This is a genomic window from Emticicia soli (genome assembly GCF_037860775.1).
GTDB lineage: Bacteria > Bacteroidota > Bacteroidia > Cytophagales > Spirosomataceae > Emticicia > Emticicia soli.
This window is the reverse complement of sequence record NZ_JBBEWC010000001.1, coordinates 472,680-488,326: the sequence shown is the minus strand read 5'-3', so window position 1 is coordinate 488,326 and position 15,647 is coordinate 472,680. Positions and strand designations below refer to the sequence as shown.

The 15,647-nt window shown below is 38.9% G+C and carries 15 protein-coding genes; 3 read left to right on the top strand and 12 right to left on the bottom strand.

Annotation, left to right across the window (positions count from 1 at the left end; translation table 11 throughout):
* Positions 1 to 117: 117 nt before the first annotated feature.
* A complete protein-coding gene (locus tag WAE64_RS02060; RefSeq protein WP_340233958.1) occupies positions 118 to 657 on the top strand; it encodes a hypothetical protein in 540 nt (179 codons plus the stop codon).
* Here the strand turns inward: WAE64_RS02060 and WAE64_RS02055 are convergent.
* The 7 genes from WAE64_RS02055 to purQ all read right to left on the bottom strand — a co-directional run bounded on the left by WAE64_RS02055 (position 654) and on the right by purQ (position 6,310).
* The gene (locus WAE64_RS02055) at positions 654 to 1,406 is read right to left on the bottom strand and encodes a TPM domain-containing protein (RefSeq protein ID WP_340233956.1); all 753 of its coding nucleotides are present in this window, start codon (positions 1,404 to 1,406) and stop codon (positions 654 to 656) included. The two genes, WAE64_RS02060 and WAE64_RS02055, sit on opposite strands and share 4 nt — an antisense overlap.
* A 5-nt stretch (positions 1,407 to 1,411) precedes the next feature.
* On the bottom strand, positions 1,412 to 1,846 hold the full coding sequence (locus tag WAE64_RS02050; RefSeq protein ID WP_340233954.1) for a TPM domain-containing protein: 435 nt from the start codon (positions 1,844 to 1,846) through the stop codon (positions 1,412 to 1,414).
* A gap of 86 nt (positions 1,847 to 1,932) precedes the next feature.
* Positions 1,933 to 2,514 carry a LemA family protein gene (locus WAE64_RS02045; protein ID WP_340233951.1) on the bottom strand — a complete coding sequence of 194 codons (582 nt, stop codon included), beginning with the start codon at positions 2,512 to 2,514 and terminating at the stop codon, positions 1,933 to 1,935.
* Positions 2,515 to 2,614: 100 nt separating this feature from the next.
* Positions 2,615 to 3,922 (bottom strand): DASH family cryptochrome, encoded by a 1,308-nt coding sequence (locus tag WAE64_RS02040; RefSeq protein ID WP_340233949.1) that lies wholly within the window; start codon positions 3,920 to 3,922, stop codon positions 2,615 to 2,617.
* Between the two features lie 149 nt (positions 3,923 to 4,071).
* Positions 4,072 to 4,884 (bottom strand): hypothetical protein, encoded by an 813-nt coding sequence (locus WAE64_RS02035; protein WP_340233947.1) that lies wholly within the window; start codon positions 4,882 to 4,884, stop codon positions 4,072 to 4,074.
* 125 nt (positions 4,885 to 5,009) lie between these two features.
* On the bottom strand, positions 5,010 to 5,621 hold the full coding sequence (gene udk / locus WAE64_RS02030) for a uridine kinase (protein ID WP_340233944.1): 612 nt from the start codon (positions 5,619 to 5,621) through the stop codon (positions 5,010 to 5,012).
* Between the two features lie 2 nt (positions 5,622 to 5,623).
* Positions 5,624 to 6,310 (bottom strand): phosphoribosylformylglycinamidine synthase subunit PurQ, encoded by a 687-nt coding sequence (gene purQ / locus WAE64_RS02025; RefSeq protein ID WP_340233940.1) that lies wholly within the window; start codon positions 6,308 to 6,310, stop codon positions 5,624 to 5,626.
* 158 nt (positions 6,311 to 6,468) lie between these two features.
* On the opposite strand from purQ, the gene WAE64_RS02020 reads away from it, so the two are divergent.
* Entirely contained in the window at positions 6,469 to 7,614 is a 1,146-nt protein-coding gene (locus tag WAE64_RS02020; RefSeq protein ID WP_340233938.1) for a nitrilase-related carbon-nitrogen hydrolase, read from the top strand.
* A gap of 30 nt (positions 7,615 to 7,644) precedes the next feature.
* On the opposite strand, the gene WAE64_RS02015 is transcribed toward WAE64_RS02020, so the two are convergent.
* From WAE64_RS02015 to WAE64_RS01995, 5 genes are all read right to left on the bottom strand, one after another.
* On the bottom strand, positions 7,645 to 8,844 hold the full coding sequence (locus WAE64_RS02015; RefSeq protein WP_340233935.1) for a PepSY-associated TM helix domain-containing protein: 1,200 nt from the start codon (positions 8,842 to 8,844) through the stop codon (positions 7,645 to 7,647).
* A 44-nt stretch (positions 8,845 to 8,888) separates the two neighbouring features.
* Positions 8,889 to 10,007 (bottom strand): hypothetical protein, encoded by a 1,119-nt coding sequence (locus tag WAE64_RS02010; RefSeq protein ID WP_340233933.1) that lies wholly within the window; start codon positions 10,005 to 10,007, stop codon positions 8,889 to 8,891.
* A 92-nt stretch (positions 10,008 to 10,099) separates the two neighbouring features.
* Positions 10,100 to 12,463 (bottom strand): TonB-dependent receptor, encoded by a 2,364-nt coding sequence (locus WAE64_RS02005; protein ID WP_340233931.1) that lies wholly within the window; start codon positions 12,461 to 12,463, stop codon positions 10,100 to 10,102.
* A gap of 191 nt (positions 12,464 to 12,654) precedes the next feature.
* The gene (locus WAE64_RS02000) at positions 12,655 to 13,032 is read right to left on the bottom strand and encodes a DUF983 domain-containing protein (protein ID WP_340233928.1); all 378 of its coding nucleotides are present in this window, start codon (positions 13,030 to 13,032) and stop codon (positions 12,655 to 12,657) included.
* A 6-nt stretch (positions 13,033 to 13,038) separates the two neighbouring features.
* On the bottom strand, positions 13,039 to 13,833 hold the full coding sequence (locus tag WAE64_RS01995; protein WP_340233926.1) for a sulfite exporter TauE/SafE family protein: 795 nt from the start codon (positions 13,831 to 13,833) through the stop codon (positions 13,039 to 13,041).
* A 197-nt stretch (positions 13,834 to 14,030) separates the two neighbouring features.
* Here WAE64_RS01995 and WAE64_RS01990 point away from each other — a divergent pair, with 197 nt between their 5' ends.
* Positions 14,031 to 15,644 (top strand): amidohydrolase family protein, encoded by a 1,614-nt coding sequence (locus tag WAE64_RS01990; RefSeq protein ID WP_340233924.1) that lies wholly within the window; start codon positions 14,031 to 14,033, stop codon positions 15,642 to 15,644.
* The last annotated feature ends 3 nt before the right edge of the window (positions 15,645 to 15,647 follow it).

The following is a 15,647-nucleotide window of genomic DNA, read 5'->3' as shown; positions in this document are numbered from 1 at the left end:
ACCCCACTGCTTCTGGCGGTGGGGTCAAGTTTTTTTATAGGGGTATCTAATCTATTCAGGAACGTCTACACCCACAAATTGCGTTATACACAAAACTTTATCTCTTTTCTAATCCAGATGCGCATATTACTAATTCTGTTCATTTTTTTAGCTGCCTGTACCAATAGCGAAAACAAAATACACTCAAAAACTTATTATGACCTTGCCGGACTGCTGAATCAGCAAATTACCGAGTTGTCGGCCAAAAAGCCTATGGTTGAAAAAACACTAGCTGTTAAAGATAAAAATGAGCGTATCGAGACCAAAGATATTGACTGGAACAAAGAACTGGAGCTGTTTCTGCAAGCCGACCTCAACAAGCAATCGTATCAATCGGCCTACCTAGTTGACACAAAAGATAAAAAGCTTACTTATCAGCTAAAAGAGGGCGAGAAAATGCCTGTAAAGCAGCTAACAATAGAATTTGATGCCAACGATTTGCCAAAGCATATAGAGGCCAGCATGAATACCAATAATTATCTGTATGAATCAGATAAAAAACTTAGTGCAGACTTTGCGGATAATAAATTGAAGAATTATAAAATAGAGGGTTATCAGCAATTATTTATAGGCGAGAAGAAGCCCTTTAGTGTTGAAGGCAAAATAAAAGGGGACTAATAGTCCCCTCCGGCGCCACCGCCACCAAAATCTCCTCCGCCAAAATCGAAGCCTCCACCGCCTCCTCCGCCACCACCACTCGACCAGCCACCAGAAGAACTTCCCCAGCCTGTGTAAGTAGTGTAAGGAATCCAGCCTCCACCGCCACGATTGCTATTATTGCCACCTTTACCTCTGCCTAAAAAAGCAAGAACTATAAAGATGATGATGATAACAAGCACGATAAAAAACCAGCCGCCACCGTCTTCGTCGTCAGCATCTGCTTGGTACTCGCCTTTGGCATAATTAATAATTTTATCTACAGCCGCATTCAGTCCTTCGTAATACCGTAGTTCTTTAAAATTCGGCTTTATGTCTTGTTCTATGATACGCTTGCTGTATGCATCAGTAAGAGCACCCTCCATGCCATATCCGGTGGCAATAAACACCTTTCTGTCGCCGGGTGCCCACAGTATGATAACACCGTTGTTTTTGCCTTTTTCGCCTACGCCCCATGCTCGCCCTAGTTTAAAGGCATACTCGCTGATATCGTAAGGCTGAACGCTTTTAACAATAACAATAGCAATTTGCGTAGAGGTAGTGTCATAATAAGCCTTGAGCTTCGTTTCCAGTTGATTTGTTTCGCTCTGGCTCAAAAGGCCACCTACAAAGTCGTTGACAAAGCGGGCAGGATTCGGTTTTTCGGGAATATCCTGTGCAAAGACAACGCCTCTGACTAAGAGTAGTAATATGAAAAGTTTTTTTAACATTACGGCTAAGGTATAGGGTCTGTTGAAATATCATCAGAAATCTCATTGATGTCGTCCTGATGATACGGAAAAAATTTCTTTAGCTGGTTGCCTGCTTCACGAATACCCATTTGCAAGCCTCCTGCAAAGTCTTCCTGCAAAAAATACTGTCTCATACTGTCTCTGATTCCTTCCCAGAAATTGATAGGTACAACTTTATCGATACCCATATCGCCTAGTATAGCAAATTTATGGCTCTCGTAAGCCAGATAAAACAACACGCCATTGCGTTGGGCTGTTCTATCAAGGCATAGGTACTGAAACACCTGTTTGGCACGGGCAACTGCATCGTCGGTAGGGCAGATGTCTTCTACATGAACCTTTATTTCTCCTGAAGTATTGAGTTCTGCATCTTTAATAGCCTTTACTATCCTTTCTTTAGCGGTCTCTGTCAGAAACATGATTGTAAGAGATAAGATTTTCTGAAAAATAAATAGCACTTACAGGATTATAAAGCCCTGTAAGTGCATATAATATGCTTGCGAGATTAAAACTTAACCGTTGGTGCTGACTGTGCAGCATCTGAAGCCTGGAAGAACCCTTTCTCGTTGAATCCGAATATTTTCGCAAATATCACCGTCGGAAAGCTTAATGCAGACGAGTTATAGGTCTGAACCGAAGCATTAAAATCGTTACGAGCTACGCCGATACGGTTTTCGGTGCCTTCTAGCTGAGATTGCAACTCAAGGAAGTTCTGATTAGCTTTTAATTGCGGATATTGCTCTACTGATACCAATAAACGGCTCAAAGCACCACTTAACTGGTCTTGAGCAGCCTGAAACTTCTGAATGTTTTCAGGGGTAAGGTTATCGGGGCTAATTTGCATAGATGTAGCTTTTGCACGGGCTTCAATTACTTGGGTCAATGTGCTTTTTTCAAAATCGGCTGCACCTTTTACTGTATTTACTAAGTTTGGAATAAGGTCTGAACGACGTTGATATTGTGTCTGTACATTTGCCCATTTCCCTTTTACATCCTGGTCTTTACCAACCAAACCATTGTAAGAAGAACAACCATATACACAGAAAATTAATGCAATACCAATTATAATCAAGGTGCTTTTTTTCATTTTTAACAGAGTTTTGTGTTTAAACCAATAATTTTTATTCAAATGTAATAATTAGAAAATAATATGCAAGAAGTACATAGTTATAAGTGGGCAAAAATCGCTATGAATGGGTATTTTCGCCTAGCCACAATTTTACATAGGCCTGCTCTGGGTCATATAAGTTAGCTTGTTGCTCAATTATAAATGTACGGTTGGCTTGGGGGTCGTTGCCGACACCGGCCACATAATTCCAGTTGCCCCAGTTAATACAAACGTCGTAATCAATCAATGCGCTTTCAAAGTAGGCTGCGCCCCAGGTCCAGTCTATACCCAACTCTTTAGCCAGATAACTAGCCACGTTTTGTCTGCCTCGGTTCGACATATAACCCGTCAATTGAATTTCACGCATATTGGCATCAATAAAAGGTATGCCTGTTTCGCCTTTTACCCAAGTGTCAAAAACAGCTCGTTGACGACTCCACTGCCGCAGGAGGTCATTTTTAATACCGCTGGCTTTAAACATACGTGTACCAAACTTGAGCGCAGTAAAATAGAAGAAATCACGCCATATAAGTTCAAAAATAAGCCAGTAGGTCGACTCATTGGCTACTACCTCAGTTTCGTATCTTTTTACTTCTTCATATACTTTACGAGGCGAAATACAGCCGAAACTCAGCCAGGGCGATAGCTTAGACGAATAGTCGGCACCAATCATTCCGTTTCGGGTTTCTTTGTAGGTCTTAAGCAGGTTTTTATCCCACAAGTACTCTTGTAATCTTGCGAGCCCTGTTGTTTCGCCCCCTTTATAGTTAAATGCAGTACGCTCATCAATAACAGGTTCGGTATCAAATCCTAAAACCTGAAAAGTAGGAATATTACCTGCTTCAATGTTTTCTACTTTATTTAATTGTCCGGGCGTATCAATGGTTTTACGAACTTTGGTAGCCAACTCAATTTTTTTACGGAAATCAGTAAAAACACTAGGTAAGAAATTAATCTGAAAAGTCAGGTCACGGGCATGGAAAAGCGTGGCTGTCCAGATAAGTTCAATTTCTATATTCAGGGGTTTTAACTTCTTAGAGAGTGAGGCCTCAATGGTTGTTTCGTCTTGTGTTACTTCTTTGCTGGCATAAACGGCAGTGGCTTCCAAATCTTCGGCTATCTGGGCTATTATTTCTTCTGCACGGCCAACTCTCACAATTAAATCAGAGCCTTTTGCTTGTAGATTTTTTCTAAGGTCTTCAACAGCCTCTAATAAGAACTTTGTTCTGAAAGCTCCTGTTCTTTTAAAGCCCAGGAAGTTTTTTTCAAAATAACGGACATCAAACACATAAACCGGAATTACATTTCCTGCCTTTGATGCTTCTACAAAAGCTTCATTATCGTGTAGTCGTAAGTCGTTTCTGAACCAGAAAATTATATTTTGCATGAGTGTAATTAAGATAAATGATAGTATTTTATTGCTTCTGAGCGCTTGTTATACGCCAAGCAATAGTCGCTGACAAATATTTATGGTGCAAATATCCGCCAGTATATACACTTTTCAAACCTTAATTAGCAGAAATAAAAGAAAAGGGCTTACAGACACACAAATTCGAATATAATCTTACGAACTGTTGCTACATTATCGGCATTGGTAAGGGTTTGTTCGGCACTTGTTACAATACCATTTTTATCGTACTCATAACTTGTCTGGGTGGTTTCAAACAGTTTACCGTTATCGTCATAAACCTTTACTTGTGTAGGGTTATTTTTGCCAAAAGCAGCAAAGAAATTATTAGCAATGCCTATAAAACCTAAAGCCATTGTGCGGTAACCTGTGGGCAGAAACTGAGGTTTATTATCATAACTTATGCCTTCAAATGTAAGTAATTCTGGAAAACCATCTATCTGTGTAAATACTTTTGATACATTGTCGCCTTGATATTCTACTCTTGTTTTACCTTTTACGGTGCTGCCAAAAATATCAAATTGTGTACTTACATTGCTGATATGGTCACCGCTGTAAGTAAACTCATTAGTCATAAATTGAAAATCCCGTATAAAAGTCCTTGATTTATTAATTTGGCCAGAGTTGTTATAGTCAAAAAGTACAGTGTATTCTACTGAATTGTCGGCTACTTTAATTAGCATTTCTTCAATTCTGTCTTTCGAATCATAATTAAAGGTAGTGGCAACTTCACCTGACTCGTGCGTAACAATTCTCTTGATGCGTTTTAGGGTATATTCAAAAGAATAAAACGGAGCACCAGTGGGCGAAGAAATACTTCGGAGCGGACATTTAGCTAGTTTAGATACTGCATCGGGGTCAATGTCGTCGTCGCTTACGTGCGTACAAGAAGCTATAAAGCCCACAAGGCTTACAGATAAGATAAAGGCAAAACGTTTCATAAGTTTATAGTATCGAATTCTTTCAATAGCATTTACTTAAAATATAGCAAAAAACGTGCCTGTTTTAGTAGAAATTACGGGGCTGAAATACACAAAAAAGCCCTCTTATTAGAGGGCTAAGTGGCTTATAATTTGGCTTTTAAGAAGGCTGTGAGTATCTCGAGGCCCTTTTCAAAGTGAGTATTATTGTTAATGATGATGTCGGCATCATATTTTGTAGGCTCAATGAATTTTTCGTAGGTTGGTGCCACGTGGTTTTCCCAACGATACAACACATCGGTGAGGTCGTATCCTCTTTCGTTTCCGTCTCTTATAATGCGGCGTTTAATTTTCACGTGTTCACGGGCATCAATAAATACTTTTAAATCAAGCAAACGAGAGACCTCTGGCGAATGGAAAACAAAAATACCTTCAACCACTATAATAGGAGCAGGGTTAAACGTAAGAATCTTCGGAACAACGCTCGGATTATTGAATGTATATTCTTTCTGCTCTACAACTTTTCCGTTTTTTAAATCTTCTACATGCCGGGCATATAGTTCAAAATCTATGGCTTCCGGTAAATCGTAGTTCTCAATATTATTAGTGTCTTTAGGCACTAATGCCCTCGGACGGTAATAGTTATCTTGAGAAATAAGGCAGGTTTCGTCAGCAGAAAAAGAACTTAATAGCTGATGCAAAAAGTATGTTTTTCCTGACGCACTCCCGCCCGTAATTCCGACAATGTATGGCTTCATACTTACGCTAAAACTTGTGTAACTTGTTCTAAGATAAATCGTCCATCAATATTGCCCAATGCTTCGTCAGATGCACGCTCAGGGTGAGGCATCATACCGAATACATTTTTTCCGGCATTGGTTACACCAGCAATGTTTTCGATACTACCATTTGGGTTAGCCTCAGCAACAATATTGCCGGCTTCGTCGCAATAGCGGAACAAAACCTGATTATTATCGTTGATTTGTTTCAAAGTATCTTCATCGGCAAAATAACGACCATCGCCATGCGCAATCGGTATTTTGTAGGCTCTTTGGTCTAAACCTGCAGTAAGCAATGCCGAGCTACTTTGTGGTTTTAAGTAAACATTGCGGCAGATATATTTACGCTCAATGTTTTTTAATAAAACACCCGGTACCAATCCGGCTTCTGCCAGAATCTGGAAACCATTACATATACCCATTACATACCCGCCTTTGTTGGCATGGGCTATAACTTCATTCATTACAGGAGAAAAACGGGCAATAGCTCCCGAACGCAGGTAATCTCCGTAAGAGAATCCACCCGGTAATATGATAAAATCACAACCTTGCAGGTCGTGGTCTTTGTGCCAAATTTTAACTATTTCTTGTCCGAGATTGTGTCGGAGTGTAAAAACTGTATCGTCTTCACAGTTAGAACCAGGAAAAACTACTACGCCGAATTTCATAAGCTAGAATCCTAGAGAAGAATCCGTAGGATTGATTTGAATTTGAATGATTAAGAAATTTTACACAAAATTACGAAAAATCTATAGGATTTAGCCTAATATTTTTTAGAAATTGCTTTCAAATATTCTTCTGTTTTACCCCTACGCATTACTAAACGATGAAAACTGCCAAAAAAATATCTATAGCCTTAGCTACAATTGTATTTTTGTGTATCACTATTTATTTTTTGTGGTCTAATATTGGCATTGGTTCTGATGCACCTCAAACCTTTAGAGTAGATATAACCGAAGCCTATGGAGATTCTACAGATAAGGGCAATGTGATAGGTATACAAGCATTTATGGAACCAATTGACTATGCTTCGGAAGATAATTTTGCTAAAAAAATGCGCTTCTATCTGGAAGAAACCAAGAAGAAGAACTGGCTGATTCCGAACAAAACAATCGTTGTATTCCCCGAATATCTGGGTACGTGGTTGGTAACGCTACACGAAAAAGAAAGTATCTATAATACGCCGAAAATAGAAGAGGGTTTACAAACAATGGTGCTACGAAATGCAGGTAAGTTTCTGAAAACCTATGTAAGCGCCCCAGACGAAGTGAAAGATATAGTAAAATACAGTGTTTTTGCCATGAAAGCCCCTGCTATTGCAAAAGCCTATCAACAGGTTTTTTCGGGCTTGGCAAAAGAATATCAGGTAACAATTGTAGCAGGTTCTGTTTTATTGCCCGAGCCAAGTGTTGAGAATGGCGTATTGAAAACAGGAAAAGGACAATTGTACAATACGTCGGTAGTTTTTGAGCCAAATGGTCAGATAAACCCTAGTCTGATTAAGAAAGCATTCCCAACAGCCGACGAACTAGGGTTTATTTGCCCGATAAAACCAGCCGATATTCCTGTTTTTGAAACTTCTGTTGGCAGAATGGGCGTACTGATTTGCGCCGATGCATGGTTTTCTGATGCCTATAAAGTTTTGAAAAACAAAGGTGTTGATTTTGTGATAACTCCCTCGTATTCTACTGGCATTGGCTACTGGCAAAAGCCCTGGAGTGGTTATTCGGGCGCAGAAACGCCAGAAGATGCCAAGGCCGATGTTGGCAAAATCTCGTTAGGCGAAGCTTGGGTAAAATATGCTATGGGTACACGGGCCAAGCAAGAAGCAGGTGTAAATAAAGGAATCAATGTTTTTCTGCAAGGAAAGCTATGGGATTTAGGTGCCGACGGCTCAACTATTATATTGAGCGATTCGGCACGAGCAACCCCTTATATCGGCAAATCGGCATTGATTAATTTATGGTTCTAGGCAGGCAAAAACCTGCCTATTTATTACATTTTATTGCAGTACCTGATTTACCCTTGCAATACTTATTGCGGCTTTTCGAGGTATTAAAGCTTTTTTTGGAGCTTTTTTGTATTTACGCTGATACCAGATAAGAAAACCTGTTATTGGCAACGTAGCAGAAAAAAGACTTGAAAAGAAAGCCAGAAGTTTACCCAGAATACCAAAGTTTTGCCCGGTATGTAAATCTCTGTTTGAATGCTTTATTTTATCGGCAATTTTATAATCATTATAAAGTTCAGCTTTCAGAATTTCGCCAGAGTATTGGTCAAACTCAAAAACATTACTTTTCTTATAAATCTGATATGGGTATTTCAAGTTTACTTTTACAGGTTCTTTTTTATTTTTAGCTACATTAATATGTGCTTCCTGCCAGCCGCCATATTGCTCCGAGACTTTTGCAAATGCCATATCAGAGCTGAATATTTTACCTTCCTGATAAGTAGAACTTAGCTTTTTTTCTTCTTTGAGTTTTTCTCCTAAAGCGGTATAAGTCAGTTTTTGAACGGGTTTAATGGCCCACCAGATACCGGTAAGGGTAATGAGTAATAAAGGTAACAGGAAATAAAAGCCCAGCACATTATGAAAGCTGTAGTTGAGTACCTGGAATTTACTTTTAACGTTGATAGTAAAGGCAAATTTTCGTTGATTTTTCTTCCTTGGCCACCATAAGTATAGACCAGAGAGAAGCATCACAAAAAATACCACAATGTTTACTTTAATAATCCATTTGCCTACTTCACCAAGTAGCAAAGACTTATGCATATCTTCAACTATGTGCATAAAATCATGCTCCAGGTTATATCTTCCCAGCAAAGCCCCTGTGTAAGGATTAAAAGCATAAGCCTCTTTTTTATATTCTTTTTCTTTATCGCCTTTTTGTGGTTTAGCCTTTGCATCAATAAGCTTTACAATTGTTGAGCGAGAAGCATCGGCAAATACCCTTATCTGTTCTATTTGTTTGCCCGGAAACTCTTTCTCAACAACCTCCTTAATAGTTGCTATTTTTACTCTTGTTGTTTTTTGTGGCTCCACAAATCGGTAGTGTTGCTGTGTAAGGTTTCTGATTTCTTCTTCAAAAACAAACAAACAGCCGGTAATAGATACAATAAATACGACAATGCCGCTCACTAAACCGCCCCAAAGATGGGCTTGCCCCAGCCAATATTTTATACTATTGTTTTTCTTTGCCATAGAATAATTCTGGTTTTTTTAATACAATGTTGATAGATGATTGTTTAACCTAAAACTTTGTAGGCGTCTTTAAGCAGTTGGGCTGATTGTACTTGCTTGTCGATAGTAGCAAGTTCGGCTGCTATTTTTGCAATTACCAGGGCCTTACGTTGCTTATCTGTAATTTCATTGGTTTTATTAATGCATATTTGCAGTAAATCAAATGCGGCATTGTATTGTTTCACTTTTATCTGATTCTTTGCTGTACGTATCAGCCCCTCTACTACATAATAGCTGTCAGAAATTTCAAGTGCAATAGCAGAAGCCCTTTCGTAATCTTTGGCTTGGCTGAAATTGCGAGCAATCTCGCTTATTACATCATTTTTTTGCTTTATAAACTTAATCTCTTTAGCAGTAGTATATGCCTCTTGCAAGATTTCAAGGGCGTAGGTTGGCTCTCCTTTTTCAGCTAATTCTCCACCAATCATAACCAAAATTGCAGCTTTTTCGAAAGGGTTTTCGAGTTTAGAAGATAGTTGATGACTTTTTTTGAACAAAGCAAACGCCTCTTCTTTTCTGTTTGCTGCAATTAGGTTTGCACCTATTTCGGCATAAATCTGAAGTTTTTCTATTAAAGGAATTTTGTTTAATAATTCCACACGTTTAAGTGCTTTATTGAGTAATTCATTCGCCTTTTCTAGATTTTTTAGTTTCACATACTTACCCGATAACTCGGCAAATACAGGTGGAATTTCGTTCTTGTGCTTATTGCTCATTATTTTATCGATAGCTAATAACAGAAGCCTATCAGCCTCTTTCGGATTAGACTGTGTTAGTTTTGATGCAATTTTGCCCAGGTTTGTACTGTACAGATGTTCGTCTTTAAGGCTTAAAGTAATCTTTAAAGCTTCATCTACTTTATCAAGAGCAGCATATTCAACTGCTAGGCTGGCTTGCGCTACTTCTCTATAATGCTTGTTTTTGATTTTTTTTGCCGAAACTGCAGCTTCTTCCAAGAGCTTCAGCCCTTCCTGAAGATTAATGTATTTGCCCGTTTCACCACCAATTTTTATTAAGGCCATTACTTTAGCCGCCTCGGTATCCATTATATCTACGGCTGTGCGATGTGCCAATACTTTAGTTATAAACAATAACCCAATCAGAGTTAATAATACGTTTTTCATAGTTAATTTATGGAATTTAGAAATGGTTTAGGTAAAATTCAGACTTAACCCGTTTCTGATAATAGGATTCTAAGAATATGTTATTAAGATAATCAGAAGTTTACCGACGCACCTACGCTGAAAATTCTGCCTTGTGTTTGCTCATAAGTGCTCGATACTTGAGATGCTGTGTTGGTATACTTGTGTTTTTTGAGCGTATCAAAAATATCAGTGGCACGTAAAAACAGGGCATTGCCTTTGCCCAATGTTTTCTGGATACCAATATCTACAAAGTGTACCTTTCCTTCGCCTTCTTGAATCGTATTTTTTGGCCCTACCCAGTTGCTTATAATCTGTGCATTGATTTTATGCGGTAAACTGAAATCGGCAAGAACTTTGGCTGTCCACGAAAATTGGTCTTTTAATTGGTCGCCATTGTTAATGTCTTTAGAACTGATTTTCGACCAGAATTTCGAATAGTTACCATTGATATTAAACCAACTGCCCAGTTTAGCAGCTGAAACTAATTCTACACCACTGGTTCTGGCCCCGTGAATATTAATGAGCTTTTCAACAAACACACCATTTTCGTCAGTGATATTTTTTTGAATTAAGTCACGTATATCACGCATAAACAAATTGGCTCCGATATTGAATGCATTCACTTGTGTAAATACTCCTAGTTCATAGGCCCATGCACGTTCTGGTCTTAAGTCCGGATTTCCTATTTTTTGCTCGGTACTGCTTTTAATTTCAACAAATGGATTTAGATCATTGAAACCCGGACGGCGGATTCTACGACCTACCGAAGAGGCCAGATAAGTTTTTGAAGTAAGAAAATACTGCAAATGCACCGATGGCAACCCTGTTGAATAATGCCCTTTGCTATAGTCGTTTTGTGAGCTCGCTTTGGTTTTTATATCAGCAATCTCATGGCGGTACCCAAAATTTGTCTTTAATTTTTCTGTGTTCCACTGAAATGTAGCAAAATAGGCATTCACCGATTCGTTTGCTTCAAAGTTATTTTTGTTTTCATCTTTAGGGTTCCATGCATTTGTTTTTTCATCATAGGCCTCGGTATTACGTACAATATTACGAGACGTATAAAAACCTTGATAACCAACTTTTACAACTGAGTTTTTAAGTACAGTAGACGACCAGTAAAAACTTGGTAAATGTGTATTTAGCGTTATACGATCATCTACCCGTTGCATCTTAGGGACTTTATTAAGCACAGGCTCATTGGTTTCTAAAGCGCCATATTCTTTTTGATTTTGGGTTTTGTCTTCACCTGAGCGATTATAATTATAGCTTAGTTGAAATTCATGTTTACCCAGATTCTTTGTAAGTCTAGCTGAAGGATTGTGGAAGTACACATGTTTAGACTCTGGTGCTACCACGTGTTTACCGCTTTTAAATTTATTTGCAGCATCAAATACAGTAGTAGTTTCAGTTTTTTGTTTGTCTTCTGTTTGGTCTCCAAATAGGTATTCAGTATAAAAGTCCCAGCCTTTTGTATTATATCCTAAAAATCCGTTGGCTGTATTGTTTGTAAAGTTTTTAGATTCTTTTTTATCCTGAAACTGGTTTTCTGTTCGCTCGCCTGCGCTATTGAATTTAAAAATCTCACCATTGCTATTGTTTTCAACAATCCTGTAGAGTCTGTCAAAACTTCCACCAATTGTAAGGTTTTTGGCTCTTCCATTAAGCGCAACTCCTCCATTATAGCCACCAAGGTGGTCGGCCGTAAAGTTAGCTTTCCCTATTGCGTCATATAGTTTTGTAGAAGGTACTCCTTTTTTTAGTATTATATTCACAACACCGTTTACACCAGACGATACAACATCGGCAGTTGGGTTGGCTAATATCTCAATACGTTCTATCTGATTGGCCGGAATCAAGTCTAATACAGTTTCTCTATTGTTGCCACTTACTCCGGTAGGTTGGCCGTTAATGAGAACTTGTGTGTACCCGTTGCCTAAGCCTCTGAATCTTATATCTCTATTATGATTTGGGCTACCACCCATAGCTACACTTGGCATTGCTTTCAAAATATCGCCTGCTGTGCCACCGTTCTGCGAAATCAAATCTTTACTTGCGTATTGAATTGTCTGCGGTTTTACTTTAGTAATACCAATGTTACCAACCACATTTACTTCTTGCAGTGTATTGTCTGTTTCTTTTAATTGAATTTTGATTTCGGTGGTTGTTGATCCCGAAACTTCTACTTCTTTGGTAGTAGATTCGTAACCAACCATTGTAACTAATAATGTATGTTTGCCAGGAGAAATATTATTTAAAGTAAATTTTCCTTTTTCATCGGCAACAACGCCTAGTTTAGTTTTTTTTACAGCTATACTGGCAAAGCTTACTTCTTGACCATTGGCACTAACGACCTGGCCGATTAATTTACTGCTTTGTGCAAATGAATTGATAGATAAGAGTAGTAAGAAAGAAAAAACATAAAGGTTGCGCATGCGTTATTCGTTTTTGGACTAATTCTAAATAAATGCAAAACTAAATACGAAATTTTAATCTGCAATAACTATTTAGAATTATTTTAAATAACAGAGGGGTTTTTGAGTATTGAAAACCTGTTTTTATAGGTTGATTATCAATGCTCTAGTAACTTGTAGATTACTTTTGATTGCAAAAACTTAATATTACATCATGATGCAGCTTTATCTGGCTCATATTTATTAAAAGCCTGTAACCAGATAGAGCGCGATAATCGGTAAATAAGCGGAAACAATAGAAAAGTAAGCGCCAGATAAGCCAGAATATACCATAACCAGTCTACACGCTCTTCGAAATATACGTAATATGCAACCGTAGCAACTACAAAAAGTGCAATGTTAAACATATAGCTTACATACATAGCACCATAGAAGAAACCAATTTCTTTTTCGTACTTCAAGCCGCATTTAGGGCAATGCTTGTGCATAGCCGTCATTTTTTTCAAGTTGTACGGGTTTGATTCTTCAAAAACCTCACCCTCATGACAGCGAGGGCACTTCATCTTTAATGTGGCTTCTAACTTGTTCATTGTATTTTACTTTAATAGTGTTTCTTTTATAATAATCCAACAGCCCATTACCAAGATAAACCAACCAAAAGCGGGTTTTAGTTTCTCTCCATCTATTCTTTTAGATAAATATCCGCCCACTAATACCCCACTAACCGTGTAGGCAAGAAATTTCAATAGAAAGCTCCAATCTAAGACAACACCTGCCGAAAAATCGCCAATGGCGCCGAAAAGAGAGTTGATAGTAATAATTAGTAGCGATGTTCCTACTGCCTCTTTCATGGGTAATTGCGCAAAAATAACCAATGCCGGAATAATCATAAAGCCGCCTCCGGCTCCTACAAATCCAGTTAAAGCGCCTACCAGAATACCCTCCAAGAATATTATCCAATAACTAACCTTTGGCTTAATCAGCGCATTAGCTTCTTTTCGGCTTTTAATGATTGAGTATGATGCCCCTATCATCAGAATACCAAAAAGCAGCATTACCATCAGGTTTTTGGTAAAAGTAAAGGTTTCTGACTGATAGATTATTTCGGGTATTTGCTGCATCACAAATTTGCGCATAATAAATACCATAATAAAGGCCGGAAAAGAAAAAAACAATCCTTTCCGCACATCTATCAGGCCCTTTCTTAAATAATCAATAGCACCCACCAATGAGCCTATACCTACAATAAAAAGCGAGTACGTAGTGGCACTGGTAGGGCTTATGCCCATTACATACACAAGCACAGTTACGGTCAGAATAGACCCTCCGGCACCAATCAATCCTAGCGTAATTCCAATTAGAAAAGCTAGGGCAAAGCCTATTATTTCCATAGATTTTAATGACAGAAATTCTTTTCTTCTAAGCGTTCAGGCCATGAAGAAATGTTGCAATTTAAAGAAACTCAACATAAAAGCCGAAATAATATTGTATTTTTCGAATACAAGTGGTCTTTAATCGTATTATTTTTCAGATTGCAATAGAATTGTATCAAAACCTACCTATTTTTGTTAAAAACGCTAAACATACTATGTATAAAAAAATTACACTTCTTCTTAGCTTTGTTACCACTACTTTAGTGGCTCAAATAGAAAAAGCACCACCAAGAACCGAAGGCGAATCCGCCAATCGTTTAATCATCAGAGGCGTTACTCTCATCAACAGCACAGGAGCACCACCTGTTGGCCCGGTTGATATTGTGGTAGAAAAAAACAAAATAGCCCAGATTCGCCAAGTGGGGTATCCCGGTGTACCAATTGAAGAAAACAGACGACCAAAACTAAACCAGGGAGATAAAGAACTTGATTGTACAGGCATGTACCTAATGCCGGGTTTTGTAGATATGCACGGGCATATTGGAGGCAAAGCACAGGGCACTCCGGCTGAATACGTCTTTAAATTGTGGTTAGGGCATGGTATTACTACTATCCGTGACCCATCAGCCGGGAATGGCTTAGACTGGACCCTTGACCAAAAGAAGAAAAGTGAAAACAATGAGATAACAGCTCCACGCATTAAGGCTTATACAGCTTTTGGTATGGGTTCAGATAAACCTATCAACACACCTGAAGAAGCTCGCCAATGGGTGCGTAGTAACGCTGCCAAGGGAGCTGACGGAATTAAGTTCTTTGGTGCATCGCCCGATGTTTTTCGTGCAGCACTTGAAGAAAACAAAAAAATAGGTTTGCGTTCGGCGTGTCACCATGCACAATTAGAAGTAGGCCGAATGAATGTGCTGGCTACGGCCAAAGCGGGTCTAACAACGATGGAACACTGGTATGGCTTGCCAGAAGCCCTTTTTGATGAAAGAACGCTGCAAAATTATCCGCCTGATTATAATTATAACAACGAGCAACACCGCTTTGAAGAGGCAGGGAAACTCTGGAAACAAGGGGCAGAACCTGGCTCGGCCAAATGGTATCAGGTAATGGACGAATTGTTGAAGCTTGATTTCACGCTAGACCCAACTTTTAATATCTACGAAGCTAACCGTGAACTAATGCTAGCCCGCCGAGCAGAATGGCATGATGAATATACTTTGCCTTCGGTATGGCGTTTTTATGGCCCTAGCCGCATTTCGCACGGTTCGTATTGGCTTGACTGGGGAACAGAGCAGGAAGTGGCCTGGAAAGAGAACTATCGTATCTGGATGCGCTTTGTGAACGAATACAAAAACCGTGGCGGTAGAGTAACAACAGGCTCCGATTCAGGATTTATTTATCAGTTATATGGCTTTGCTTATATCAGAGAGTTAGAATTGTTGCGTGAAGCAGGATTCCATCCGCTCGAAGTTATCAGAGCTGCCACATTGAAAGGAGCAGAAGCTTTAGGCATGGCCGACCAGATAGGGTCAGTAGAAGTGGGCAAACTCGCAGATTTTGTAATTACAGAAGAGAATCCGCTTGCTAATCTGAAAACCTTATATGGTACTGGGGCTATCAAAGTAAACGATAAAAACGAGGTAGTAAGAGTAGGAGGGGTAAAGTATACCGTAAAAGACGGGATTGTATATGATGCCAAAAAATTATTGGCCGATGTACGCAAAATTGTAGCAGACACTAAAGCCAAAGAAGGCTTTGAGATTACCCAACCGGGTGTACCTCAGAAGAGCGCTTCGAAAGTACAAAGTTCAGATAAAAACTGACAT